We start from the raw sequence: 23,788 nt of genomic DNA, 5'->3' as shown, positions 1-23,788 counted from the left end.
GCACCGCCTCACGGGCCTCTTCGGTCGCTGACGCGAAACGGCGCGGCCACGCCGTCCCCGGTGACGGGTCGGCGTGGCCGCGGCGGGTGGGTCAGGCGACGGGGGCCTTGCCGAGGGCGGCCTCGGCCTGGTCCTCCGGGGTGGCGTCGGCCGGCGGGGCGGCGTTCGCCGTGCGCAGCGGGACCTCCTTGATGAACCAGGCGAGCACCGGGACCGCCACGGTGAAGAGGACCGCCCAGATGAAGACGTGCGAGATGGCGTCGGAGAGCGCGCCGAGCACGACCTCCCGCACCGGGCCGGCCAGCTCCTTGAGCTTCTCCAGGTTCATGGCGCCGCCCTCGCCCCCGCCGGCGAAGGCCGGGCCGGCGGCGGAGTCGGCGAGCCGGTTGGCGAAGATCGCGCCGAAGAGCGAGACGCCGAACGAGCCGCCGATGGACCGGAAGAAGGTGGCCGCACCGCTCGCCGCGCCCAGGTCCTTCTGCTCCACGCTGTTCTGCGCGATCAGCATCGAGGTCTGCATGAGGAAGCCCATGCCGACGCCGAGCACGACCATGTAGAGCGAGGACACCGTCTTGCTGGTGTCGAGGTCGAGCTGGGTCAGCAGGCCCATGCCGGCGGCCATCACCACGCCGCCGACGATCGGGAAGGCCCGGTAGCGCCCGGTCTTCGTGATGGCCCGGCCGACCACCAGCGAGACCACAAGCATGCCGAACATCAGCGGGAGCAGCAGCAGGCCGCTGTTGGTGGCCGACGCGCCCTGGACGGTCTGCTGGTAGAGCGGCAGGAAGTTCATGGCGCCGAACATGGCGAAGCCGAGCAGGAAGCCGATGACCGAGATGAGGGCGAAGTTGCGGTTGGCGAACAGGCCCAGCGGCAGGATCGGCTCGGCGGCGCGCCGTTCGACGAGGCCGAAGGCGGCCAGGGTGACCACGGCGAGCGCGGCGAGGCCGAGGATCTGCGGGGACGCCCAGTCGTACTCGTTGCCGCCCCAGGTGGTGACCAGCACGATCGCGGTGATGCCGACGGAGAGGAGCGCGGCGCCCAGCCAGTCGATCTTGTGCTCGGTGCGGTACTTCGGCAGGTGCATGGTGGTGGCGAGGACCAGCAGCGCCACGCCGCCGAGCGGCAGGTTGACGTAGAAGGCCCAGCGCCAGGAGAGGTGGTCGGTGATGAAGCCGCCGACCAGCGGGCCGGCCACCATGGCGATGGCCATGATGCCGGCGATCATGCCCTGGTAGCGACCCCGCTCGCGGGGCGGCACCAGGTCACCGATGATCGCCATGACGCCGACCATCAGGCCGCCGGCGCCGAGGCCCTGGACGGCCCGGAACGCGATCAGCTCGATCATGCCGGTGTCGACCCCGCCGAAGACGCTGGATCCGGACATGCCGCAGAGCGCGGAGCCGATCAGGAAGACGACCACCGAGGTCAGGAAGACCCCCTTGCGGCCGTACAGGTCACCGAGCTTGCCCCAGATCGGGGTGGAGACCGTGGTGCCCAGCACGTACGCGGTGACCACCCAGGTGAAATGGTCGGCCCCACCGAACTCGAAGACGATCCGCGGCAGCGCGGTGCTGACGATCATGTTGTCGAGCATCGCGAGCATCATCGCGATCATCAGGCCGAACAGGACGACCCGGACGTTGGGTCGCGCCGCCACCTGGGCTGGTTGACTCATGGGTAAGCTCCCCCGAAGATCTGTGACCAACTTACTTGCCGTCCGGCTAGCTACCTTACTAGCCGGACGGTAAGTTGGACAGCAGGAACCGTCAAGCGAATTGGGTGGTACGGGTGAGGGAGAGCACAGGCGGCACGCGGCAGCGCATCCAGGCCGTCGCGCTGGAGCTCTTCACCGAGCAGGGGTACGAGAAGACCTCGCTCCGGGAGATCGCCGAGCGGCTCAACGTGACCAAGGCCGCCCTCTACTACCACTTCAAGAGCAAGGACGAGATCGTCAGCAGCTTCGTCGACGACCGGCTGCACCGGATGGACGAGCTGATCGAGTGGGCCGGCACCCAGCCGGCCACGCTGGCGACCCGACGCGAGCTGATCAGCCGGTACGCGGACGCGATGTTCGCCGGCGAGCAGCCCTCGGTGATGCGGTTCTTCGAGCAGAACCAGACGGTGCTCAAGAGCCTCGCCGCCGGGCAGCAGATGCGCGACCGGATGATGCGGCTGGCGCACGAGCTGAGCCGGGGCGACGACTCCCCCGCCGCTCAGCTGCGCGCCGTGCTGACGCTGTTCGCCGTGCACAGCAGCTGGTTCGCGGTCCGCACGCCGGGCATCACCGACGACGAGCGCAAGAAGATCGCCCTCGAGGTGGCCGACGAGCTGCTCGCGCGGATCGCCGACGCCCCCTGACCCGGGATGGGCCGCCGACGCGTCCCGACCGGGGCGGGCGGCCGGCGGGCCGGCCGGGTTCAGACGCGCGGCGGCAGGTCCAGGCGCAGGCCGAGCAGGTCCACGCCGGGCACCGGGGTCCAGTCCTTCTCCGGCGCCCGCACGAAGCCCAGCCGCCCGTAGAGCCGCCGCGCCACCGCGGCCATCCCGCTGCGTACGCAGATCACCACGGCCGAGCAGCCCAGCTCGGTGGCGCGCGCCACGCAGGCGTCGACCAGGGCCACCCCGGCGCCCCGGCCCTGCGCTGCCGGGTCGACGGCGAGCATCCGGAACTCGGCCTCGCCCGGGCCCGCGAGTTCGGCGAACGGGGTGCCGGGCAGCACGAACGTCACGGCGCCCAACACCTCGCCGGTGGCCTCGTCGACGGCCACCAGCACCTCACCGGTCTCGGCCCGGGTGGCCACGTCGGCGAGCACCGGCGCGTAGCCGCTCTCACCCTTGAGCTGTCCGTCGGCCTCGTACGCGGCGACCGTCAGGCGGGCCACCGCCGGGAAGTCGGCCGGCTCGGCCCGGCGGACCAGCAGCCCGGTCAACCGATCACCGCGATCAGGTCACCGTCCTGCACGACGTCGCCCTCGTTGACCGCGATCTGTTGCACCACGCCGTCGGACTCGGCGATCACCGGGATCTCCATCTTCATGGACTCCAGGATCACCAGCGTGTCGCCCTCGGACACGGTGTCCCCGGCCGACGCGACGACCTTCCAGACGTTCGCCACCATCTCGGCGCGGATCTCCTCGGCCATCTCCAGGCCCTCCCTCTCCACCGGTGTTGCTGCGAACGGTATCCAATCATGAGCCCGGTCACGCCCGGGCACAGCGCGCCCGGCACGCCGGTTCCGCCCCCGCCGGTCCCCGGGCACCGCCGTCGGCACTAGCATCAGCGCGTCGGTTCCCGGCGCCCGGGAACCGGTACGCGACCTCCGCCGCGCTCGCCCGCGGCCGGACCGTGACCAGCACAAGGAGGCAGAGCATGGCGAAGAAGGCCCGCAAGAAGAAGGCCCGGAAGAAGAGCGGCGCCAACCACGGCAAGCGCCCCAACTCCTGATCCCCGGGATCGGAGCGGTGCCGGCCCCCGGGGCCGGACACACCGGTGGCCCGGGTCCAGACGGACCCGGGCCACCGGTGTGTTCAGTTCGTGCCCGCTGCCGTCAGTCGGCCAGCTCGCGGGACTCCGTGGTCTCGAAGACCACCAGCTCGGTCAGGCGGACCCGCAGCCGCTCGCGCAACTGCTCGGGCGCGATCTCGTTGCCGCAGCAGCGGGCGACCAGCGCCTTCACCTCCTGCTCGAGGCCGTACTCGCGCAGGCAGGGCCCGCACTCCTCCAGGTGCTCCCGGATGAGGACGCGGCGCTCCTCGCCACACTCCAGGTCCAGGTAGAGGTAGACCTCGGCGAGCACCTCGCGGCAGTCCGTCTCGTGCGGCTTCCCACAGCTCACGGTCACACCTCCCGGCCGGCAGCGGCGGTCGAACCCTTCGACGGCGCGGAGGTGAAACCCCGCTCCGACGCGTACTGCTCGAGCAGCTTGCGCAGATTACGGCGGCCCCGGTGCAGCCGCGACATCACGGTGCCGATCGGGGTGCCCATGATGTCGGCGACCTCCTTGTAGGAGAAGCCCTCGACATCGGTCAGGTAGACCGCCAGGCGGAACTCCTCCGGCAACTGCTGGAGGGCCTCCTTGACGTCGCTGTCCGGCAGCCGGTCCAGCGCCTCGGTCTCCGCCGACCGCAGCCCGCTGGACGTGTGCGACTCGGCCTCGGCGAGCTGCCAGTCGGTGATCTCGTCCGTGGGCGCCTGCACGGGCTGGCGCTGCCGCTTGCGGTAGGAGTTGATGTAGGTGTTGGTCAGGATCCGGTACAACCAGGCCTTCAGGTTGGTGCCCTGCTCGAACTGGTGGAAGGCGGCGTACGCCTTCAGGTACGTCTCCTGGACCAGATCCTCGGCATCCGCCGGGTTGCGGGTCATCCGCAGCCCGGCAGCGTAGAGCTGATCGACGAAGGGCATCGCGTCCCGCTCGAAGCGGGCCCTGCGCTCGTCCGTCTTCTCGGTCGTCAACCGCACGTCCCCTCGCGTCGGATGCTTTCTCGCCGAGGATACGCGTACCCACCTGTCGGCAGATTCACTTCCGGACTGTGTGCTGGTGCTCACGGCCGACGCCGTCGCGGGCCACTCCGGCGCGTCGAGCAGCTGCTTGAGCTGTCGCGCGTCCCGTTCGTCCCGCTCCCGGCTCCGTGTCTCGGTCGGCACCGGTCACCCCCCTCGGCTGCAAATGTCATCCGGAGGTAGTAACGCGCGCCGCCGGGCGGGACATTCCGTCACCGCCCACCCGTTCCTGGCCCCGACCTCGGCCGCGACCGACGTTGGGACCAGGAAGGGCCTGGGAGGGTGGCCCCGGACGCCCGAACCGGTGCGCCCGACACCACCCGTAGCAACGACCCGCCGCCACGGACGGTCACGCCACCCGCCGCCGTGGCGCCCCTCCACGCCGCAGCCCGCCCCCGGCAGAGGGCCCTCGGAGTCTCTCCCTCCACACCGCGCGCCGTTCGAGCTGAGTCGCGCACGACATCGCCGACGGCTGCGGGCGGCCCGTGTCAGCCTCCGTCGGTGGAACCCCAAGGGCCAGCCGGCGAGGTCAGGCCGGGAGCCAGCCGCGCCTGCCGAGCCAGTCGCGGACGACCTCCGCGGTGGCCGGCGGGTCGCCGCGGAGGTCGTGTCGCTCCCCCGGGCGGATCACCACCTCGATGCCGGGCCCCGGCTCGGGCACGCCGAACGGGTCCCGGTCGCCGTTGACGACCAGTGTGGGCAGGCCGGTCCGCAGCTCCCCGGCCCGCGAGCGCTCCGGCCGCCCGGGCGGGTGCAGCGGGAACGCCAGGGCGACGATGCCGGCCGCACCGACCGCGTGCGCCGTGCGGCAGGCGACCCGCGCGCCGCTGGACCGACCGCCGACCACCCAGCGGGACACCTCCGGGTGGCGGACGCGGAGTTCGGCGAGCACCACCGTCCACGCCTCGTCGAGGTGGCCCGCCGGTGCGGGCGCGCGCCGCCCGGCGACCCGGTACGGCTGGGTCACCCGGACCACGCCCAGGCCGGCGGCGACCAGCGCGTCGCGGACCGCCACCAGGTCGGGGGCGTCCACGTCGCCGCCGGCCCCGTGACCGAGCACCAGCAGGGTGTCGCCGCCGGCCGCCGGCAGGTCGGTGTGGACCCGGGCGGGCCCGCGGGGTGTCCCGATCTCGTCGCTGTGCCGCACCGGCCCATTCTGCGTCCGACGCGGACCGCGACGGCCGCCAGGTCGGGAAACGCCGCCGCCCGCGTTTCCGGGTCGGGAAACGCGGGCGGCGGTGAACGGGTATCAGCTCGACGGCACCAGCGTCAGCAACCGGTCACGGACCGGCGGGCCGGCCTCGTCGACCGCGTCCGGGTCCGGCTGCACCTCGCTGCGCCAGGCGACCAGCATGGCGCGCCGCTCGCGCGGTGTGGTGCCGCCCCACACGCCGTGGCAGTCGCCCACCTCCAGTGCCCAGGCCAGGCAGGACCCCTGGACGTCGCAACTGCGGCAGAGCGCCACGGCCGCGTCGGCCGGTTCGTTGGGTGCCGGAAAGAACGTCTCCGGGTCCACGCTCTGGCAGGTCCCTCTGGTCCGCCACGCCTCGTCCTGGCGCCGCTCGTGCAGGGCCCGCAGCAGTCGCGGATCTCGCCGTGCGGCGGCCACCTCGTGCGGGCGGGGCATACGTGCCCGTGTCAATACACCCACCTCCCCCGTGGGACCGGCAATGATCATGAAGGATCGATGGGTGTCATCCGCCCCGTGCGAACAGACGCCCAACACCGGCGCTGTGTTCTATCGCACTTGCGCAGGCGGGGACAAGGGTCTTCGGTAAACATGGCTAAACGGCCGGGCGACGTTTCAGGCGCAACCCCGGCAAATCAGCACACGACAATGTGCTGAGCGTGATCAGAACAACGTCATTTCCGTGTCGGCCTCCGCACGCGCCAAGGGGACCCGGGCGGTCAGCTCCGGGCCGTCGTTGCGGACGTCCCCGACCGCCGGCGAGACCGGGCGGATCTCCAGCCCGGCGAGCCAGGCCGAGGCGGGCGGCGCGAGCAGCGCGGCGGGCTCTTCGGTCGGGCCGAGCCAGGACGCCCAGCGCTTGCGGGGCAGCAGCAGCGGCATCCGGTCGTGCACCTCGGCCAGCTCGCCGACCGCGACGGTGGTCAGCACGCTGAAGGTGAGCCGGGCCTCGCCGGCCGACTCCCAGGCCGACCAGATGCCGGCGAAGGCCAGCACCGACCCGTCGCGCGGGGTCATGAAGTAGGGCTGCCGCCGGCCGTCGGCCTGGCGGACCCACTCGTACCAGCCGTCGGCCGGGACCAGGCAGCGCCGCCGGGCGAACGACGGGGCGTACGCCCGGCTGGTGGCGACCGTCTCCACCCGCGCGTTGATCATGCGGGCGGCGCCCGAGGCGGTGCGGGACCAGTGCGGCACCAGCCCCCAGCGGCCGACGGAGAGCAGCCGGTGCCCCTCCGGCGCCAGCCGGACCAGCGGCACGGGATCGGTCGGGGCGACGTTGAAGTCCGGGCCGACCCCGCCGGTCTCGTCGGACGACTCGAACAGCGCGCTCAGGTCGCCCGCGCTCCGGGTCGTCGCGTACCTCCCGCACATGGCGCCAACGCTAACCCGCCGCCGGCGTTCCGGCTGTCCCGCCAACCGGGAGCAGGCGCGACCGGCGGTTCCACCGGCCCACGGAGTTGGCAGAATGTGAGCGTGGGGAATCTGACCGCGACGAGGCCGCCGCAGCCGTGGACCGCGCCGACCGCGAGCGACCCGGTCGCCGCGACGCTGCGCCTGCCCGGCTCCAAGTCCATGACCGCCCGGGCCCTGGTGCTCGGCGCGCTGGCCAGCGGCCCGTCGACGCTCGACCGGCCGCTGCGCGCCCGGGACACCGAGCTGATGGCCGGCGGCCTGCGCGAGCTGGGCGCGCACGTGTCGATCTCCGACGACGACCGCTGGCTGGTCCGGCCGCATCCGCTGGTCGGCCCGGCGCACGTCGACGTCGGCCTGGCCGGCACGGTGATGCGGTTCCTGCCGCCGGTCGCCGGCCTGGCCGAGGGCCGGGTCACCTTCGACGGCGACCCGCACGCCCGGACCCGCCCACTCGGCCCGCTGATCGGCGCGTTGCGCTCCCTCGGCGTCCGCATCGACGCCCCGCCGACCGGCAGCCTGCCGCTTGTCGTCCTCGGCGCCGGCCGGGTCACCGGCGGCGAGGTGGTCATCGACGCCTCCGCCTCCAGCCAGCTCGTCTCCGGGCTGCTGCTGGCCGGGCCGCGGTTCGACCGGGGCGTGGTGGTCCGGCACGTGGGCCCGCCGGTGCCGTCCGCGCCGCACCTGCGGATGACCGTGCAGATGCTGCGCGCCGCCGGCGCCGCCGTCGACGACACCACCCCCGACGTCTGGGCGGTCGAGCCCGGCCCGCTGACCGGGCGCGGCTGGGAGATCGAGCCGGACCTCTCCGGCGCGGCGCCGTTCTTCGCCGCCGCCCTGGTGACCGGCGGTGAGGTGACCCTCCAGGGCTGGCCGCGCAGCAGCCTCCAGCCGGTCGAGCAGCTGCGCGGGCTGCTGCACCGGATGGGCGGCGAGGTGACGCTGGGCACCGCCGGGCTGACCGTGCGGGGCACCGGCACCGTGCGCGGGTTGGACGCCGACCTCTCCGACGTGGGCGAGCTGACCCCGGTGCTGACCGCGCTGGCCATGCTCGCCGACTCCCCCTCCCGGCTGACCGGCGTCGGGCACATCCGGGGGCACGAGACCGACCGGGTCGCCGCCCTGGCGAAGGAGTTCGCCGCGCTGGGCGCCGACATCACCGAGACCACCGACGGGCTGGAGATCCGGCCCCGCCCGCTGCGCGGCGGGACGTTCCGGACCTACGACGACCACCGGATGGCGCACGCCGCGGCGGTGGCCGGGCTGGCCGTGCCCGGCATCGAGGTCGACGACGTCTCCTGCACCTCCAAGACCATGCCGGAGTTCCCGGCACTATGGTCGGGGATGGTGACCGGCAAGAGCTGACGACGGGGGGACGTCCTGGCCACGAAGCGGCGGGAGTACGACGAGGACGACGTCCGGGTCCGACCCGGCAAGTCGTCGCGCCCGCGTACGCGCACCCGGCCCCGGCACGAGAACGCCGTCGACGGGTTCGTGATCGCCGTCGACCGGGGCCGCTACACCTGCGTGCTCCCCGACGCCGGGCCGATCGACGCGACCGTCACCGCGATGCGGGCCCGGGAGCTGGGCCGCAAGTCGGTGGTGGTGGGCGACCGGGTGAGCCTCGTCGGCGACACCTCGGGCGCACCCGGCGCGCTGGCCCGGATCGTCCGGATCGCCGAGCGCCGGTCGGTGCTGCGACGCACCGCGGAGGACGACGCCACCACCGCCGAGGGGCGGTTGGAACGGGTGGTGGTGGCCAACGCCGACCAGCTCGTGATCGTCAGCGCGCTGGCCGACCCGCCGCCGCGCACCGGGTTCATCGACCGCTGCCTGGTCGCCGCGTACGACGCGGACATCGAGCCGCTGCTCTGCCTGACCAAGGCCGACCTGGCCGGCCCGGAGGCGGTGCTCGGCTACTACACCGAGCTGGAGCTGCCGTACGTGCTGATCCGGCCGGACTCGGACCTGGCCGCGCTGCGCGCGCTGCTCGCCGGCCGGATCTCGGTAATGGTGGGGCACTCCGGGGTGGGCAAGTCGACGCTGGTCAACCGCCTCGTGCCGGAGGCCGACCGGGCGGTCGGCACGGTCAGCGCCATCGGCCGGGGCCGGCACACCTCGACCAGCGCCGTGGCGCTGCGCCTGCCCCCGCTCGCCTCCGGCGACAGCGACCCCGGCTGGATCATCGACACCCCGGGCGTCCGCAGCTTCGGGCTGGCGCACGTCTCCGCGGAGAGCCTGCTGCACGGCTTCCCGGACCTGGTGGAGGCGACGGTCGACTGCCCGGCCAACTGCCAGCACACGGCCGAGGAGGCGGACTGCGCGCTGGACGCGTGGGTGGCCGCCGGCAAGGCGGACCCGCGCCGGCTGGCCTCGTACCGCCGGCTGCTGGCCTCCCGCAGCGGCGAGGGCGACCCGCGCGAGCCCGAGCGGAACCCGGGCGACCCGCTCGCCGGTTCCTGACCGGCGGAACCCCGGCCACCCGCCGGTCGCGGCCGCGCGGGCGTCGCTAGCGTGTCCGGCATGACCGGGTACGCCGACGACCTCGCCCTCGCCCACCAGCTCGCGGACGCCGCCGACGCCGTCGCCACGGCCCGGTTCCGCGCCCTCGACCTGCGGGTCGAGTCGAAGCCCGACCTGACCCCGGTCTCCGACGCGGACACCGCCGTGGAGCGGGAGATCCGTGCCCTGCTGGCCACCCACCGCCCCGGCGACGGCCTGCTCGGCGAGGAGTACGGCGAGCAACCCGCCACCGGCCCGGGCGGGCGGCGGTGGGTCGTCGACCCGATCGACGGCACCAAGAACTTCGTCCGGGGCGTACCCGTCTGGGCCACCCTCATCGCGCTGCTGGAGGGTGACCGGCCGGTGCTCGGCCTGGTGTCCGCCCCGGCGCTCGGGCGGCGCTGGTGGGCGGCCCGCGGCGCGGGCGCCTTCGCCGGCCCGGACCAGGCCTCCGGCGCGCCGATCCGGGTCTCCGGGGTGACCGCCCTGGCCGACGCCAGCTTCTGCTACTCGTCGCTGACCGGCTGGGAGGAGGCCGGCCGGCTGGACGCGATGCTCCAGATCATGCGGGACGCCTGGCGCAGCCGGGCGTACGGCGACTTCTACGGCTACATGCTGCTGGCCGAGGGGGCGCTGGACGTGATGGTGGAGCCGGAGCTGTCGCTCTGGGACGTCGCCGCGCTGGTCCCGATCGTCACCGAGGCCGGTGGCACGATCACCGACCTGGCCGGGCGGCCAGCCCCGGCCGGGGACGGCTCGGGCGAGTTCAGCGCCCTCGCCAGCAACGGCGCGCTGCACGACGACATCCTGGCCCGGCTCGGGCGGCCGGCCGCGCGCTGACCCGCCGGTAACCTCTATCCTCGCCAGGTGGTGTCCTCCGGTTGGTGCTTCCTGGCGGCGATGATCGTCGCGTACGGCTTCGCCAACCTCCTCCAGTCGGTGGCCGCGGCGCGGACCACCGTGCACCACACCTTCGACCCCGGGCTGCTGCTCCGGCTGGCCGGCCACCGGACCTACCTGGTCGGGCTGTCCTGCCAGGTCGTCGGTTTCGTGCTGGCCTTCCTGGCCCGCCGCGACCTGCCGCTGTTCCTGGTCCAGGCCAGCGTGGCCGCCGGGCTGGGGGTGACCGCCGTGCTCGGCGTGCTGGTGCTCAAGTGGCGTCTGCCCGCTGCCGAGGTGGCGCTGCTGGTGCTGCTGTTCGGCGGGATCACCGCGCTGGTGCTGGCCGCCCAGCCCGCGCCCTCCCGGCAGCTCGGCACCGCCGGTCTGATCGGCCTGGCCGTGGCGCTCGGGGTGATCGCGGTGCTCGGCTTCTTCGCCGCGCGGCTGCACGGCGCGCCCGGCTCGGTGGCGCTGGGCTCGCTGGCCGGGATGGCGTTCTCCGCCGCCGCGGTGGCGGCCCGGCCGCTGGCCTCGGCCGACTCGGCGGAGGCCTTCGTCCGCGACCCGCTGCTCTACCTGCTGATCGCCCACTCGGTGGTCGGCCAGCTCCTGCTCGGCCTGGCCATGCAGCGCGGCTCGACCACGGCCGCGGTGGCCGCCATGGACGCCGCCGGGGCGGTACCCGCGGCGATCATCGGCCTGCTGCTGCTCAACGACCGGATCTGGCCGGGCCGGGAGTGGCTGGCCGGGGTCGGCTTCCTGGCCACGCTGGCCGCGGTGGTCGGCCTGACCCGGTACGCCGAGCCGCAGCACCACCACGCGGTCGCCCGGGACCGGGAACCCGCGATGATCCGCGCCGGCTCGGCCGTCCGCGCCCGGCGCTGAGTCAGGCCGCCTCGACGGGTCCGCGCTGGTCGGCGGCGACCTCGACGGGGCGCGGGGTCGGCTCGACCGGCTCGGCCGGCTTCCGGCGCCCGATCACCCGCTCGTAGAGCCGCTCCAGCGCCCCGGCTGTCCGTTCCCAGGTGTAGCTGCACCGGACCCGGTCCACCGCCGCGTGCCCGTACGCGAACCGCCCGGCGTTGTCGGCGAGGATCCGCCGCAGGGTGACCCCGAGCGTGCGCACGTCCCCGGGCGGCACCAGCTTGCCGGTCACCTCGTCGACCACCGCGTCGGCGATGCCGCCCATGGCGTAGCCGACCACCGGAACGCCGCAGGCCATCGCCTCCAGCGACACCCGGCCGGCGGACGAGTAGTGCGGGGTGCAGGCGACCACGTCCGCGGAGCGGTACCAGGTCGCCATCTGGTCGTGCGGGACCGCGCCGACCAGCTTGACCTGCTCGGCGACCCCGGTCCGTTCCGCCAGCTCACGTAGCCGGCGCGCCTCGGCGTGGGTGGCCAGCTGCTCGGCCGGCGGGCCGCCGGCGATCACCAGCTCGGCGTCGCCGACCAGGCGCATGGCCCGGATGAGGTCGTCCTGGCCGTGCCCGGGCGCGAGCCCGCCGACGGAGAGGATGCGGGCCCGCTGGTCGCGCGGGGCCGCCTCGCCGTCCGGGTGGAACTGGGCGGTGTCCACCCCGGTCGGCACCATCGCCACGGAGGTGCGCTGGAGTCCCATCCGGGTCAGCTCGTCGACCTCGTCGTTGCACTGGGCGACCGCGATGTCCACGGCCCGGGTCAGGGCCCGCTCCAGCGGGATCCGCTCCCCCGGCCCGTCGTAGCCCCGGCCGAGGTGGCGCAGCTGCTCGACGCCGAGGGAGTGGAAGGTCTGCACCACCGGGATGTCGGTCTCCCGGACGGCGTGGGCCGCGGCCAGCCCGCCGACCCAGTAGTGCCCGTGCACCACCTCGGGGACCCAGTCGCCGGACCACCGCTGCGCCAGCCAGCGGCCGAACTCGGTCACGTAGGGCACCAGCTCGGCGGTCGGCCCGCCCGCCCCGCTGCCGACCGGGACGCGCTCCAGGTGGTAGCCGTCCACCGTCACGGACTCCTGGTCCGGCGCGTCGCGGCGCTCGTACACCCGGACGTCGTGGCCCCGTGCGGCGAGTTCGGCCGCCACCCGCGCGATGTGCTGGTGCGTCCCGACGGTGGGACCGCCGACGGGCGGGCCGGCGTGCCCGGCGTGCGCGCACACAAGGCCGACGCGCATGGTGCACCTCCATGCGTTCTCGCGAGCGGTGGGTCCTCCGGTCAGAGGGTCCCATTAACCCGGCCCCGGTGCGCCGAAACCTGGCAGATCGGGAGCGGACCGACGGACCGTCGCACGGACGGGACAGCCGGCTTCCGGACATCTGCCCGGACGGCGAGCCGTCGAACCGTGATCCGGGCGACTCGGGCGGCATGACCGGCCCGGCCCGGGGGTACGGGCGGAGAATGCCTCTCACCCGCAGCCTCGACGACGCCACCGTCGTGATCACCGGCGCCTCCAGCGGGATCGGCGCGGCCACCGCGTACGCGCTGGCCCGGCGGGGCGCCGACGTGGTGCTGGCCGCCCGGACCGAGCAGGCGCTGAGCCGGGTCGCCGACCGCTGCCGCGAGCTGGGCGGGCGGGCCCTGGTGGTGCCGACCGACGTGACCGACCCGGAGGCGGTGGAGCAGCTCGCGGCGCGGGCGGCGGCCGAGTTCGGCCGGATCGACGCCTGGGTCAACAACGCGGCGGTCGGCACGGTGGGGCTCTTCGACGAGATTCCGGTGTCCGAGTTCCGCCGGGTGGTCGAGGTGAACCTGCTCGGCACCGTGTACGGGACCAGGGCGGCGCTGCCCTGGCTGGACGCGGCCGGCGGCGGGGTGCTGGTCAACAACGCCTCGGTGCTGGCCGAGGTGGCCATGCCGTACCAGTCGGCGTACAACGCCACGAAGCACGCCATCCGAGGGCTGGCCGACACGGTCCGGCAGGAGCTGCGGGTCACCGGCCGGGGCCACATCTCGCTCTGCACGGTGCTGCCGGCCAGCATCGACACGCCGTTCTTCCGGCACGCCGCCAACCACACCGGCCGGGAGCTGACCCCGCCCCCGCCGGTCTACCCGCCGGAGCTGGTGGCCGAGACGATCGTCCGGCTGCTGCGCCGGCCGCGCCGCGAGGCGTACGCCGGGGGCGCGGCCCGGCTGATGGGGCTCCAGTGGCGGCTCGTCCCGGCGCTGGCCGAGCGGGCGCTCGGCTGGTACACCGCACGCACCCAGTTCGGCCCGGGCGTCCGCCTGGACGCCACCGGCAACGTGTTCCACGCCGACGCGGCGGCCGAGCGCACCGACGGGTGGCAGGGCCGGCGCGGGCAGCTGATCCGGCTGACGGCGGCCTTCGGGCTGGCGGCGGCCGGCACCGCCGTCGGCACCGTGGCGGCGATGAGCCGGCGTTCCCGGACGGACCGCTGATGAGTCCCGCCGACCGGACTGATGCGCTCCGGGGGGCCGGCGTGCACAATGGGACGATCATGCCGACGGACGTGCGCTGCCTGGTCGAGACGGACGAGTCCTCCGCGGTCGTCCGGCTGACCGGCGTGCTGGACCGGGCCGGGTGCGACACCGTCCGGGGCGCGCTGCTCTCCCGGCTCTGGCAGCGCCCGGGCGGGGTGATCGTCGACCTGTCCGGGGTGCGGATCGCCGACCCGGCGGCCCGGGGTGTGCTCGACGAGGTGCACCGCGTGGCGGCCGACTGGCCCGCCGCCGGCATGCTGGTGCTCGACCCGGCCGGCCGGCCGGACGGCGACGCGCCGGTCCACCGGTCCCTCGACGCGGCGCAGGCGGCGCTGCGGGACGCACCGCTGGCCGCGGTGCTGGTCGCCGACCTGCCCCCGGCGGTGGCGGCGGCCCGGGAGGCCCGGGCGCTGGTCACCGACGGCTGCGCCCGGTGGGGCGTGCCGGAGCTGGCCGAGCCGGCTGCCATCGCGGTCACCGAGATGGTCAACAACGTGGTCGCGCACGCCGGGACACCGATGACCGTCCGGGTGGCGCCCCGGGACAGCGCCCTGCACCTGGCCGTCCGGGACCACTCCGACCGGCGGCCGGCGTACGCCGGGCTGGCCCCGCTCACCTCCACCGGCGGCCGGGGGCTGCTGCTCATCGACACGGTGGCCCGGCGCTGGGGCAGCACTCCGCTGGCGCCCGGCGGCAAGGTCGTCTGGTGCGTGCTGCACGCCGAGGACGAGGCCCCGCCGCGGGGCTGAGGGCCCTTTTCGCCCCGTTCCTCCCGATCCACCCCGCCGGCTGCGGTTAGTCCGGCGTGTGCAGTGGGTAGATCCCGAGCATGCGCGACGACGAGTACCCCACCCCCGTGTCCGACCCCGAGGCGGAGGGCCTGCCCGACACCGCCGACGACGACTCGACGGCCAACGACGACGTCCGGACCGGACGCGAGGCGGACGGGCCGGAACCGGCACAGCTGCCCGGCGACCGCACCCCGGTGGCCGTGGACCGGTTCGGCACCACGGCCGAGGAGCAGCTCGACGGCGAGTCGCTGGACTACAAGCTCCAGCGCGAGCAGTACGAGCGCCCCGCCGACGACCCGCTGGCCGGCCCGGTCGACCCGGACATCGCCGCCGAGGCGGACAGCGAGGAGGCCGCCGCGCAGGCCCAGCTCGACGCCGACGTGATCGACCCGGGCCCGACCTCCGACCCGCACTCCCCGGTCTCCATCTACGACCACGGCCAGCTCGGCACGGTCGCCGACCACCAGGTGGGGCGGCTGGTCGAGCCGGACGAGGGCGCGCACACCGACCAGGAGACGGACAACGTCGCGTACGACGCCGGCGCGGCCGGGGGTGGGGCGACCGCGGAGGAGCTGGCCATCCACGAGACCCGGCCGCCCGAGGCGACCTGAGCCCTCAGCCGTCCAGGCCCCGCTCGATCGCGTACCGGGTCAGCTCGACCCGGTTGTGCAGCTGGAGCTTGCCGAGCGTGTTCTGCACATGGTTCTGCACCGTCCGGTGGGAGAGCCCGAGGCGCTCGGCGATCTGCTTGTACGACAGGCCCTTCGCCACCAGACGCAGCACCTCGGTCTCCCGCTCGGTGAGCCGGGGTGCGTCGTCGTGCGGGGCGGCCGGCGCGGCGGCCAGCCGGCGGTACTCCCCCAGCACCAGCCCGGCCAGGCCCGGGGTGAAGACCGGCTCGCCGGCCGCCGTGCGGCGCACCGCGTCCAGGAACTCGGCCGGCGCGGCCGACTTCAGCAGGTAGCCGGTGGCGCCCGCCTTCACGGCGTCCAGCACGCTCTGCGGCTCACCGCTGGCCGACAGCATCAGCACCCGCACTCCCGGCAGTACGGCCCGGAGCCCCTGGATCACCTCGACGCCCGAGACGTCCGGCAGCTGCAGGTCGAGCACCACCACGTCGGGACGGGTCGCCGCGGCCACCCGGAGCGCCTGGCGCCCCTCCCCACTGGTCGCCACCACCACGTGCCCGGCCTCGGTGAGATCGCGGGCCACGCCCTCGCGCCACATCGGGTGGTCGTCGACCACCATCACCCGGATGCTCACCGGCCGCTCCGCGGCACGATCAGCTCGATCTCGGTGCCGGTGCCGGGGGCGGAGACGACGCGCACCTCGCCGCCCAGGTCGGCCACCCGGCCCCGGATGGACTGGGCCATCCCCAGCCGGCCCTCCGCGGCGGCCTCGGCCAGCCGCCCGTCCGGGATGCCCGGCCCCTCGTCGCGTACCGAGACGGTCACCGTCTCCCCCTCGTCCTCGATCAGCACCCAGGCCCGCCCGCCGGCGTGCCGGGCCACGTTGTCCAGTGCCGCGCCGACCGCGGCGGCCAGTTCGCCGGCCACCCGTCCGGGCAGCGGCACCGGGGTGGCCGGCGCGGCCACCTGCACGGTCGTGGAGGCGTACCGGTCGAGCAGGTCGCGCAGGTCCCGGGCGTCGCCCGGGCCGTCCGGCGGCGCGCCCGCCCGGCCGATCAACGCGCGCAGCGCGGCCTCCTGCTCGCCGGCCAGCCGGGCCAGCTCGGCGGCCTCGCCGTCCAGGTCGGCCCCGCGCCGCCGGACCAGCGCCAGCACCTGGAGCACCGAGTCGTGGATGTTCCGGGCCAGCCGTTCCCGCTCCCGGGTGGCCGCCTCCAGCTCCACCGCCCGTTGCAGCCGCGCCTCGGCCTCCACGGCCAGCCGGGCCACGTGCCCCACCACCACGCCGGCCAGCAGCATGAGGATCACCCCGGTGAGCGAGGACTGGCTGATCCGCTCCCGGGTGGCCAGGTCGGCACCGCCGAGCACCAGCGCGGCCACCGCACCGCGCCGCCGGCCGCCGGAGACCGCCCAGGCCAGCACCGGCCCGGCCAGCCAGGCGACGGTGAGGGTGGGCACGCCGGCGGCGAGCGCCGCGCGGCCGACCACCCACGGCGTGGCCAGCATGATCGCCAGCACCACGCCGAGGTCGGCCAGGAGCAGCGGCCAGCGCCGGCCGGCCGGGCGCGCGTAACCGGCCGCGGTCACCCCGGTCCAGGCCAGCATCCCCAGGAGTACGCCGCCGGCGGCAACCGGGTGCGCGTAGCGGTCGGCGTCGCGGAGGACCAGCAGCCCCACGTACGCCAGCGAGGCGAAGCGGAACACCGCGATGGACCGCCAGAGCGGGACCTCCAGGCCCTCCGGGGACGACGGCATGCGCGACACCCTGCCACAGCCGCTCACCCGCGGGCCGCAAGGTGCGGCACGAGAAACCCTGACGTACGGTGGAAATGCCGCGAAAATCACCGAGATCCACTGCCGGGACGGGGCCATGACGAATGCAGATCTCCCCGCACCGCGTACGGTTGTGCCCATCGAACCTTCCCTCCTCATCGCCGAGGCCTTCAGTCAGGCCCAGGTGACCGAGCTGCGACACTCGGTCGCCTCGTGCGCGCACGCGGCGGGGCTGGCCGGGCAACGGCTCGACGACTTCGTGCTGGCGGTCAACGAGCTGATCACCAACGCGGTCCGGCACGGCGGCGGCCAGGGCCGGCTGCGGCTGTGGCACGCCCCCGACGAGCTGGTCTGCGAGGTCGCCGACCACGGCCACGGGATCAGCGTGCGGCGGCTCAGCGACCGCGCCCGGCCCGCCCCGGACACCGCCGGGGGTTGGGGTCTCTGGCTGGCCCGGGAGCTGAGCGACACCATGGCGGTGGAGACCGGCGAGGCCGGCACGATCGTCCGGATCACCGCGGCACTGGCCGCCCGGCCCGCCGGCCGCCCGGCCGACCACTGACCGCACCCGGCGGGTGGGGGCCTCAGCCGAAGAGGGCGCTCACCGACTCGCCGTTGTGGATCCGCCGCATCGCCTCGGCCAGGGCCGGTGCCACCGAGAGCACCTCCAGCTTCGGCACCCGCTTCTCCTCGGGGATGGGCACCGTGTTGGTGCAGACGATCTCCAGCACCCCGTCCTGCTCGCTCAGCCGCTTGAGGGCGCCGCTGGAGAAGAGGCCGTGGGTGCAGGCCAGCCGGATCGAGCGGACCTTCCGCTCGCGCAGGTGGCTCATCAGCTCGATCACCGTGCTGCCCTTGGCGATCTCGTCGTCCAGCACGATGACGTCCCGGTCCGCCACGTCACCGATGACCGTGCTGATCTGCACCCGGTCGTCGCTGAACCGCTGCTTCGCGCCGGCCGCGACCGGGGTGCCGAGCATCCGGGCGAACGCCGCCGCCTCCTTCGCGTTGCCCAGGTCCGGCGAGACCACCACGGTGTTGCTCAGGTCCCGGCCCCGGAAGTGGGCGGCCAACTCGCGCAGCGCGTGCAGGTGGTCCACCGGGACGCTGAAGAAGCCGTGCACCTGCGGCGAGTGCAGCGTCATGGCGAGCACCCGGTGCGCGCCGGCCGAGGTGAGCAGGTCGGCGACGAGCCGGCCGCCGATCGAGATGCGCGGGGCGTCCTTCTTGTCGGACCGGGCGTACGCGTAGTGCGGCAGCACCACGGTGATCCGGCCGGCCGACGCGCCGCGGGCCGCGTCGATCATGAGCAGCAGCTCGACCAGGTGCTCCTGCACCGGCGGCACCAGCGGCTGGATGAGGAAGACGTCCCGCTCCCGGCAGTTCGCCTGCAACTGCACCTCGAGGCAGTCGTTGGCGAACCGGGACACCCGCACCGGGTGCAGCGGAACGTCGAGGTGGGCACAGATCTCGGCGGCGAGGTCCGGGTGGGCGGTCCCGCTGAACACGGCAATGTCACGCACGTCTGTTGATCGTACGGGTGGATCGGGTAGAGACGGTGGACGCTCCCGGCGGGTACGGTGCTGCGGTGACCGGAGAGTTCGTCGCCGCCATCGATCAGGGCACCACCTCCTCGCGGTGCATCATCTTCGACCGGGCCGGGGAGATCGTCTCCGTGGCCCAGCGCGAACACCGGCAGATCTTCCCGAGGCCGGGCTGGGTGGAGCACGACGCCGAGGAGGTCTGGGCGAACGTCCAGCAGGTGGTGCGGGAGGCGCTCGCCGCCGCCGGCACCGGCCCGGACGGCCTGGCCGCGGTGGGCATCACCAACCAGCGGGAGACCACCGTGGTCTGGGACCGGGCCACCGGCCGGCCGGTGGCCAACGCCGTGGTCTGGCAGGACACCCGCACCGGGCCGCTGCTGCGCGAGCTGGCCGAGGCGTACGGCGAGGAGCGGCTGCGCGCCCGCACCGGCCTGACCCTGGCCACCTACTTCGCCGGCCCGAAGCTGCGCTGGCTGCTCGACAACGTCGACGGGCTGCGCGGCCGGGCGGAGCGGGGCGAGGTGCTCTTCGGCACCATGGACAGCTGGCTGATCTGGAAGCTGACCGGCCGGCACGTCACCGACGTGACAAACGCCAGCCGCACCATGCTGATGGACCTGGAGACCCTGGACTGGGACCCGGAGCTGCTCGACGCGCTGCGCGTCCCGGCCGCGATGCTGCCCGAGATCCGCTGCTCGGCCGAGGTCTACGGCACCGCCGACGGGCTGCTCGCCGGAGTGCCGGTGGCGAGCGCGCTCGGCGACCAGCAGGCGGCCCTGTTCGGGCAGACCTGCTTCCAGCCCGGCGAGGCCAAGTGCACCTACGGCACCGGCAGCTTCCTGCTGCTCAACACCGGGGCCACGCCGGTGCCCTCCCGGCACGGCCTCCTCACCACCGTGGCCTACCGGATCGACGGCCACCCCGCCGTGTACGCCCTGGAGGGCGCGATCGCGGTCACCGGCTCGCTGGTGCAGTGGCTGCGCGACAATTTGGGACTGATCTCCACCGCCCCCCAGGTCGAGGAGCTGGCCCGCACGGTCGACGACAACGGCGGCTGCTACGTGGTGCCGGCCTTCTCCGGCCTCTTCGCCCCGCACTGGCGCAGCGACGCCCGGGGGGTGATCGCCGGGCTGACCGGCTACATCACCAAGGGGCACCTGGCCCGCGCGGTGCTGGAGGCGTCCGCCTGGCAGACGCGTGAGGTGGTCGACGCCATGAACGCGGACTCGGACGTGGCGCTGCGCCGGCTGCGGGTGGACGGCGGGATGACCGGCAACACCCTGCTCATGCAGTTCCTCGCCGACGTGCTCGACGTGCCGGTGGTCCGCTCCCGGATCACCGAGACCACCTGCCTGGGCGCCGCGTACGCGGCCGGCCTGGCGGTCGGCTTCTGGCCCGACCTGGACACGCTGCGCGCGCAGTGGCGGTCGGACGCGCAGTGGACGCCGGAGATGGACCCGGCGCACCGGGAGCGGGAGCTGCGCAACTGGCGCAAGGCCGTGCAGCGCACCCTCGACTGGGTCGAGTGACTCAGTCCCAGCGGTTGCCGGTGAGCTTCTCGTAGACCTCGACGTAGCGGGCCCGGGTCGCCTCGACCACCTCGGCGGGCACCTCGGGGGCGGGTGGCTGCCGGTCCCAGCCGCTGCCGGTGGCCCAGTCGCGCACGTACTGCTTGTCGAAGGAGAACTGGGCGCGGCCGGGCTGGTAGGACTCCGCCGGCCAGAACCGGGACGAGTCGGAGGTGAGCAGCTCGTCGGCGAGGACGAGGGTGCCGTCCGGCGCCCAGCCCAGCTCGATCTTGGTGTCGGCGATCAGGATGCCCCGGTCGGCGGCGATCTCCGCGCCCCGCCGGTAGACGTCGATGGTGATCTGCCGCAGCCGCTCGGCCGTCTCCGCGCCCACCTTGTCGACGACCTCGGCGTAGGTGATCGGCTCGTCGTGCTCGCCCTTGGGCGCCTTGGTCGACGGGGTGAAGATCGGCTCGGGCAGGATCGACGCCTCCACCAGGCCCCGGGGCAGTTCCACGCCGGAGACCGCGCCGGTGCGCCGGTACTCGGCGAACCCGCCGCCGGTGAGGTAACCCCGGGCCACGCACTCGACCGGGACCATGTCCAGCCGGCGGCAGCGGATCGCCCGGCCGGCGAACTCCGCCGGCACGTCGGTGGCGGAGATCACGTGGTTCGGCACCAGGTCGGCCAGCTGCTCGAACCACCACAGCGACAGCGCGGTGAGCAGGCGGCCCTTGTCCGGGATCGGGGTCGGCAGCGCCACGTCGTAGATCGAGATCCGGTCGGAGGCGACGAGGATCAGGTCCGCGCCGTCGGCGTAGACGTCGCGAACCTTGCCCGAGTGCAGAAGTTCCACGGCGCTAGTACACCATGGGTGGGGTCGGGGCCCGGTGCGGCCACCGGCCCTCCCGTCCCACCGGCGTTGACACCCCCGCCCGGGGCCTGTGTAAATGATCCGTCCGCAGCAGCAGCCGCCCGTACCCCCGGAGCAACCCGTGCGCGCACCGCAGTCCGTACCCGGCCCCGGCGTCGACCGGCGCCGGCTGCTCGGCGCGCTGGCCGGGTTGCCGCTGCTCACCGGCGGGCTGGCCGGCTGCGGCCCGGAGGAGGAGACCCCGGTCGAGGACGGCCCGATCGAGCTGTCGGTGTTCTGGTGGGGCGGGACCTCCCGGGCCGAGGCGACCGAGAAGGCACTGCGCCTCTACTCCCAGCAGAACCCCCGGGTCAGCTTCCGGGTGACCTGGCAGGGGCTGACCGGCTACTACGACCGGCTGGCCACCCAGGCCACCGGCGGCAACGTGCCCGACCTGTTCCAGATCGACGACACCCTCCTCACCGAGTACGCCCGCCGGGAGATCGTCCTCGATCTCAGCCCCTGGGTCGCCGACAACCGGCTCGACCTGCGCGGCCTGCCCGAGCACCTGGCCCGGTACGGCCGGGTGGACGAGCGGACCATGGCGGTGCCCGCCGCGCAGACCAGCGCCGCGCTGGTCTACAACCGGGACCTGCTGCGCCGGCTCGGGGTGCCCGAGCCGCGCACCGGCATGTCGTGGCGGGAGTACGCGCGCTGGGCCGCCCGGGTCACCCGGGCCTCCGGCAACCGGGTGGCCGGCACCATGGACCCGTCCGGCGACTACCGGGCGCTCTGGCTCTGGCTGCGCGGCCAGGGCAGTGAGCTGTACCAGGGGCGGCAACTCGGCTTCAGCTCCGGCGAGCTGCTCGACTGGTTCGAGTTCTGGGAGGTCGCCCGGTACGACCGGGCCACCCCGAGCGCCGCCCTGGTGGAGCAGGCCGACAGCGGGGAGCTGGCACGCCAGCTCGTGGTCACCGGCCACGCGGCCGCGTCGTTCGCCTGGTCGCACCAGTTGCCGGAGCTGCAACGGCTCACCGACGACGAACTGGACCTGACCGCCTTCCCGGGCACCCCCGCGGCGCAGTGGCCCCGGGCGTCGATGTACTGGGCCGCCTTCCGCGGCAGCCGCCACCCCGGGGTGGCGGTCGACGTGATCAACTTCCTGACCACAAACGTGGCGGCCGGCCGGATCCTCGGCATCGAGCGCGGCCTGAACGCCGCCGTACCGGTCCGCACGTTCGTCGTCGAGGGCGTCACCGACCGCACCCAGAAGCGGGTGGTGTCCCTCGGCACCGAGCTGGACGAGCTGGCCGGACCGGCGCCCGCGCCGCCGCCGAAGGGGCACGCCAAGGTGCGCACCCTGCTCATCGAGGCGGCCGAGAGCATCCGCGGCAAGCGCTCGGGAGCCCGGTCGGCGACCTCGCGGTTCATGGCCCGGGCGACCGCCGCCCTGGCCGAGTGACCGCCGCCCGCCGCACCCGGGGCGCGGCGGGCGGAACGGTCATCGTCAGCGCGGCGGGCCGCCGCGCCGGCCGCGCATCAGTCGCAGCACCAGCAGCACGATCACCACGACCACCACCAGGCAGCAGAGCAGCCCGAGGAAGCCGAAGCCGCCCCGCGACCGCCGCCGGGCGGCCTCCACCACCAGCTCACCGGTACCCGTGGAGGCCCAGGCCGCGACCGGTACGAACACCGAGAGCACGACCGCACCGAGGACCGCGCTGAGGCGGCCCCACCATCTGTTCCAACCAGACATGCCCCCATCCTCGCCGAGAAGTGCAACCGGGGCAGGACGGACGGGCCGGATCACCGCACCCGGATACGGCGAAAGGCCCCGGAGTTTCCTCCGGGGCCTTTCGTGACAGTAGCGGGGACAGGATTTGAACCTGCGACCTCTGGGTTATGAGCCCAGCGAGCTACCGAGCTGCTCCACCCCGCGTCGGCTTTCACAGCCTATCTCATGTCCGCCGTGGAGATCAGCCGGGTTCCCCGATCCCGCCGGGTGGCGTCGGTCACCGTCGCCCTGCCGGCGTCCGGAACGGCGAAAGGGCCCCGGAGTTTCCTCCGGGGCCCTTCGTCACGAGTAGCGGGGACAGGATTTGAACCTGCGACCTCTGGGTTATGAGCCCAGCGAGCTACCGAGCTGCTCCACCCCGCGTCGGCTGGTTTACCGTAGCGCACCGACCCCAGGGGGCGCAAAACGGGCCGTCAGGGCAGCCACCTCCGGATCGCGTCGACCGCCCGCCGGCTGTCCGCGTCGAACTGGGCGCGGTCGGTGGAGGTGCCCTCCCAGCCCTGTTCCCAGAGCACGGTCACCACGTTGCCGCGCCGGACCGCCCGGATCAGGTGCACCTCGTCGCCGCCCGTCGGGTCGCCGTTGACGTCCCGGGACAACGTCCGGGTCTCGAACAGCACCGACTCGTCGCCGTATCCGGTGTCGCGGAACAGGCGGTGGTGCCACGTCGCGTCCGACGTGTCCGAGACCGGCTGCTCGGGGCAGTCCCGCACGGCCTGCCGCAGCTCGGCCAGCGCGTCGTCGGCCCGTCCGTCCCGATAGACGGTGATGCTGTGCCGGTAGCTGCCGTCCGGGACGTACTCCTTCGGGGTGGCGGCCAGCTTGAACGCCAGGCTCCGGGCACGGCGGGTGACGACCCCCGACTCGCCCGGCTCGGCGCCGCAGAGCGCCGGCAGCACCGGTCCCGGGACGAATCCGCCTTCGAAGCCGGTGGCGTTGGCGGCGGCCAGGGTGAAGAAGGCACGGCTGTCTCTTTTAAACATCTCCCAGCCCAC

General features: G+C 74.2%; 24 protein-coding genes, 2 tRNA genes and 3 pseudogenes. 12 read left to right on the top strand and 17 right to left on the bottom strand.

The annotated features are described in order from the left end of the window. Positions 1-91: 91 nt before the first annotated feature. Positions 92-1,678 (bottom strand): MDR family MFS transporter, encoded by a 1,587-nt coding sequence (locus ACW0Q9_RS15135; protein WP_456181719.1) that lies wholly within the window; start codon positions 1,676-1,678, stop codon positions 92-94. Between the two features lie 113 nt (positions 1,679-1,791). Here ACW0Q9_RS15135 and ACW0Q9_RS15130 point away from each other — a divergent pair. After that, positions 1,792-2,423 (top strand): annotated as a pseudogene (locus tag ACW0Q9_RS15130) (TetR/AcrR family transcriptional regulator); the annotation flags it as partial. Here the strand turns inward: ACW0Q9_RS15130 and ACW0Q9_RS15125 are convergent. Together ACW0Q9_RS15125 and ACW0Q9_RS15120 are read right to left on the bottom strand one after the other, a co-directional pair. Next, positions 2,421-2,933, bottom strand: a complete 513-nt coding sequence (locus ACW0Q9_RS15125; protein ID WP_456181717.1) for a GNAT family N-acetyltransferase — start codon at positions 2,931-2,933, stop codon at positions 2,421-2,423. The pseudogene ACW0Q9_RS15130 and the gene ACW0Q9_RS15125 overlap by 3 nt on opposite strands. Beyond that, complete coding sequence (locus tag ACW0Q9_RS15120; RefSeq protein ID WP_456181725.1) at positions 2,930-3,151, bottom strand: biotin/lipoyl-binding carrier protein; 222 nt, start codon at positions 3,149-3,151, stop codon at positions 2,930-2,932. The genes ACW0Q9_RS15125 and ACW0Q9_RS15120 overlap by 4 nt, the downstream gene beginning before the upstream one ends. Before the next feature lie 221 nt (positions 3,152-3,372). Here ACW0Q9_RS15120 and ACW0Q9_RS15115 point away from each other — a divergent pair, with 221 nt between their 5' ends. Beyond that, positions 3,373-3,447 (top strand): 50S ribosomal protein bL37, encoded by a 75-nt coding sequence (locus ACW0Q9_RS15115; protein ID WP_369700219.1) that lies wholly within the window; start codon positions 3,373-3,375, stop codon positions 3,445-3,447. 103 nt (positions 3,448-3,550) lie between these two features. On the opposite strand, the gene rsrA is transcribed toward ACW0Q9_RS15115, so the two are convergent. The 5 genes from rsrA to ACW0Q9_RS15090 form a co-directional block, all read right to left on the bottom strand. Beyond that, positions 3,551-3,838 (bottom strand): mycothiol system anti-sigma-R factor, encoded by a 288-nt coding sequence (gene rsrA, locus ACW0Q9_RS15110; RefSeq protein WP_355635313.1) that lies wholly within the window; start codon positions 3,836-3,838, stop codon positions 3,551-3,553. Between the two features lie 2 nt (positions 3,839-3,840). Continuing rightward, positions 3,841-4,647: a sigma-70 family RNA polymerase sigma factor gene (locus tag ACW0Q9_RS15105; RefSeq protein WP_456181714.1), complete on the bottom strand. Its 807-nt coding sequence runs from the start codon at positions 4,645-4,647 to the stop codon at positions 3,841-3,843. A gap of 385 nt (positions 4,648-5,032) precedes the next feature. Then, positions 5,033-5,650, bottom strand: a complete 618-nt coding sequence (locus ACW0Q9_RS15100; protein ID WP_456181712.1) for an alpha/beta hydrolase family protein — start codon at positions 5,648-5,650, stop codon at positions 5,033-5,035. A gap of 102 nt (positions 5,651-5,752) precedes the next feature. Next, complete coding sequence (locus ACW0Q9_RS15095) at positions 5,753-6,145, bottom strand: WhiB family transcriptional regulator (protein WP_456181710.1); 393 nt, start codon at positions 6,143-6,145, stop codon at positions 5,753-5,755. A 210-nt stretch (positions 6,146-6,355) separates the two neighbouring features. Then, positions 6,356-7,063 carry an SOS response-associated peptidase gene (locus ACW0Q9_RS15090; protein ID WP_456181708.1) on the bottom strand — a complete coding sequence of 236 codons (708 nt, stop codon included), beginning with the start codon at positions 7,061-7,063 and terminating at the stop codon, positions 6,356-6,358. 102 nt (positions 7,064-7,165) lie between these two features. Between ACW0Q9_RS15090 and aroA the strand changes: the two genes are divergently transcribed. The 4 genes and pseudogenes from aroA to ACW0Q9_RS15070 all read left to right on the top strand — a co-directional run bounded on the left by aroA (position 7,166) and on the right by ACW0Q9_RS15070 (position 11,478). Further along, a complete protein-coding gene (aroA, locus tag ACW0Q9_RS15085; protein WP_456181706.1) occupies positions 7,166-8,467 on the top strand; it encodes a 3-phosphoshikimate 1-carboxyvinyltransferase in 1,302 nt (433 codons plus the stop codon). 162 nt (positions 8,468-8,629) lie between these two features. Further along, the gene (gene rsgA, locus ACW0Q9_RS15080) at positions 8,630-9,565 is read left to right on the top strand and encodes a ribosome small subunit-dependent GTPase A (RefSeq protein ID WP_456181723.1); all 936 of its coding nucleotides are present in this window, start codon (positions 8,630-8,632) and stop codon (positions 9,563-9,565) included. A gap of 60 nt (positions 9,566-9,625) precedes the next feature. Continuing rightward, positions 9,626-10,444 (top strand): histidinol-phosphatase, encoded by an 819-nt coding sequence (hisN, locus tag ACW0Q9_RS15075; protein ID WP_456181704.1) that lies wholly within the window; start codon positions 9,626-9,628, stop codon positions 10,442-10,444. A 60-nt stretch (positions 10,445-10,504) separates the two neighbouring features. Next, a pseudogene (locus ACW0Q9_RS15070) lies at positions 10,505-11,478 on the top strand (hypothetical protein). Here ACW0Q9_RS15070 and ACW0Q9_RS15065 read toward each other — a convergent pair. Beyond that, entirely contained in the window at positions 11,373-12,635 is a 1,263-nt protein-coding gene (locus tag ACW0Q9_RS15065; protein ID WP_456181702.1) for a glycosyltransferase, read from the bottom strand. The pseudogene ACW0Q9_RS15070 and the gene ACW0Q9_RS15065 sit on opposite strands and share 106 nt — an antisense overlap. 224 nt (positions 12,636-12,859) lie before the next feature. Between ACW0Q9_RS15065 and ACW0Q9_RS15060 the strand changes: the two genes are divergently transcribed. The 3 genes from ACW0Q9_RS15060 to ACW0Q9_RS15050 all read left to right on the top strand — a co-directional run bounded on the left by ACW0Q9_RS15060 (position 12,860) and on the right by ACW0Q9_RS15050 (position 15,302). Next, a complete protein-coding gene (locus ACW0Q9_RS15060; RefSeq protein WP_456181700.1) occupies positions 12,860-13,858 on the top strand; it encodes an SDR family oxidoreductase in 999 nt (332 codons plus the stop codon). Between the two features lie 59 nt (positions 13,859-13,917). Then, complete coding sequence (locus ACW0Q9_RS15055; protein WP_456181698.1) at positions 13,918-14,649, top strand: ATP-binding protein; 732 nt, start codon at positions 13,918-13,920, stop codon at positions 14,647-14,649. A gap of 80 nt (positions 14,650-14,729) precedes the next feature. After that, positions 14,730-15,302: a DUF5709 domain-containing protein gene (locus ACW0Q9_RS15050; protein WP_456181696.1), complete on the top strand. Its 573-nt coding sequence runs from the start codon at positions 14,730-14,732 to the stop codon at positions 15,300-15,302. 4 nt (positions 15,303-15,306) lie between these two features. On the opposite strand, the gene ACW0Q9_RS15045 is transcribed toward ACW0Q9_RS15050, so the two are convergent. Continuing rightward, entirely contained in the window at positions 15,307-15,939 is a 633-nt protein-coding gene (locus tag ACW0Q9_RS15045) for a response regulator (RefSeq protein ID WP_456181721.1), read from the bottom strand. 11 nt (positions 15,940-15,950) lie between these two features. After that, positions 15,951-17,075 (bottom strand): MacS family sensor histidine kinase, encoded by a 1,125-nt coding sequence (macS, locus tag ACW0Q9_RS15040; RefSeq protein ID WP_456181694.1) that lies wholly within the window; start codon positions 17,073-17,075, stop codon positions 15,951-15,953. Between the two features lie 115 nt (positions 17,076-17,190). Between macS and ACW0Q9_RS15035 the strand changes: the two genes are divergently transcribed. Next, positions 17,191-17,655, top strand: a complete 465-nt coding sequence (locus tag ACW0Q9_RS15035) for an ATP-binding protein (RefSeq protein WP_456181692.1) — start codon at positions 17,191-17,193, stop codon at positions 17,653-17,655. A gap of 22 nt (positions 17,656-17,677) precedes the next feature. Here the strand turns inward: ACW0Q9_RS15035 and ACW0Q9_RS15030 are convergent, their stop codons facing one another. Next, on the bottom strand, positions 17,678-18,616 hold the full coding sequence (locus ACW0Q9_RS15030) for a ribose-phosphate diphosphokinase (RefSeq protein WP_456181690.1): 939 nt from the start codon (positions 18,614-18,616) through the stop codon (positions 17,678-17,680). A gap of 65 nt (positions 18,617-18,681) precedes the next feature. On the opposite strand from ACW0Q9_RS15030, the gene glpK reads away from it, so the two are divergent. Next, positions 18,682-20,166 (top strand): glycerol kinase GlpK, encoded by a 1,485-nt coding sequence (gene glpK, locus ACW0Q9_RS15025; protein ID WP_456181688.1) that lies wholly within the window; start codon positions 18,682-18,684, stop codon positions 20,164-20,166. Position 20,167: 1 nt separating this feature from the next. Here glpK and ACW0Q9_RS15020 read toward each other — a convergent pair whose 3' ends face one another. Then, complete coding sequence (locus tag ACW0Q9_RS15020) at positions 20,168-21,001, bottom strand: phosphoribosylaminoimidazolesuccinocarboxamide synthase (protein WP_456181686.1); 834 nt, start codon at positions 20,999-21,001, stop codon at positions 20,168-20,170. A 139-nt stretch (positions 21,002-21,140) separates the two neighbouring features. Between ACW0Q9_RS15020 and ACW0Q9_RS15015 the strand changes: the two genes are divergently transcribed. Beyond that, positions 21,141-22,460 (top strand): ABC transporter substrate-binding protein, encoded by a 1,320-nt coding sequence (locus ACW0Q9_RS15015; protein ID WP_456181684.1) that lies wholly within the window; start codon positions 21,141-21,143, stop codon positions 22,458-22,460. A gap of 45 nt (positions 22,461-22,505) precedes the next feature. Here ACW0Q9_RS15015 and ACW0Q9_RS15010 read toward each other — a convergent pair whose 3' ends face one another. From ACW0Q9_RS15010 to ACW0Q9_RS14995, 4 genes and pseudogenes are all read right to left on the bottom strand, one after another. Continuing rightward, on the bottom strand, positions 22,506-22,754 hold the full coding sequence (locus ACW0Q9_RS15010) for a hypothetical protein (RefSeq protein WP_151465371.1): 249 nt from the start codon (positions 22,752-22,754) through the stop codon (positions 22,506-22,508). 109 nt (positions 22,755-22,863) lie between these two features. Next, positions 22,864-22,937, bottom strand: a tRNA-Met gene (locus tag ACW0Q9_RS15005). Positions 22,938-23,082: 145 nt separating this feature from the next. Next, positions 23,083-23,156 (bottom strand) — tRNA-Met (locus ACW0Q9_RS15000). Between the two features lie 50 nt (positions 23,157-23,206). Continuing rightward, positions 23,207-23,788: pseudogene (locus tag ACW0Q9_RS14995) on the bottom strand (hypothetical protein); the annotation flags it as partial.

This window comes from Micromonospora sp. I033 (assembly GCF_053890995.1).
This window is presented reverse-complemented; position numbering and strand designations above follow the sequence as displayed.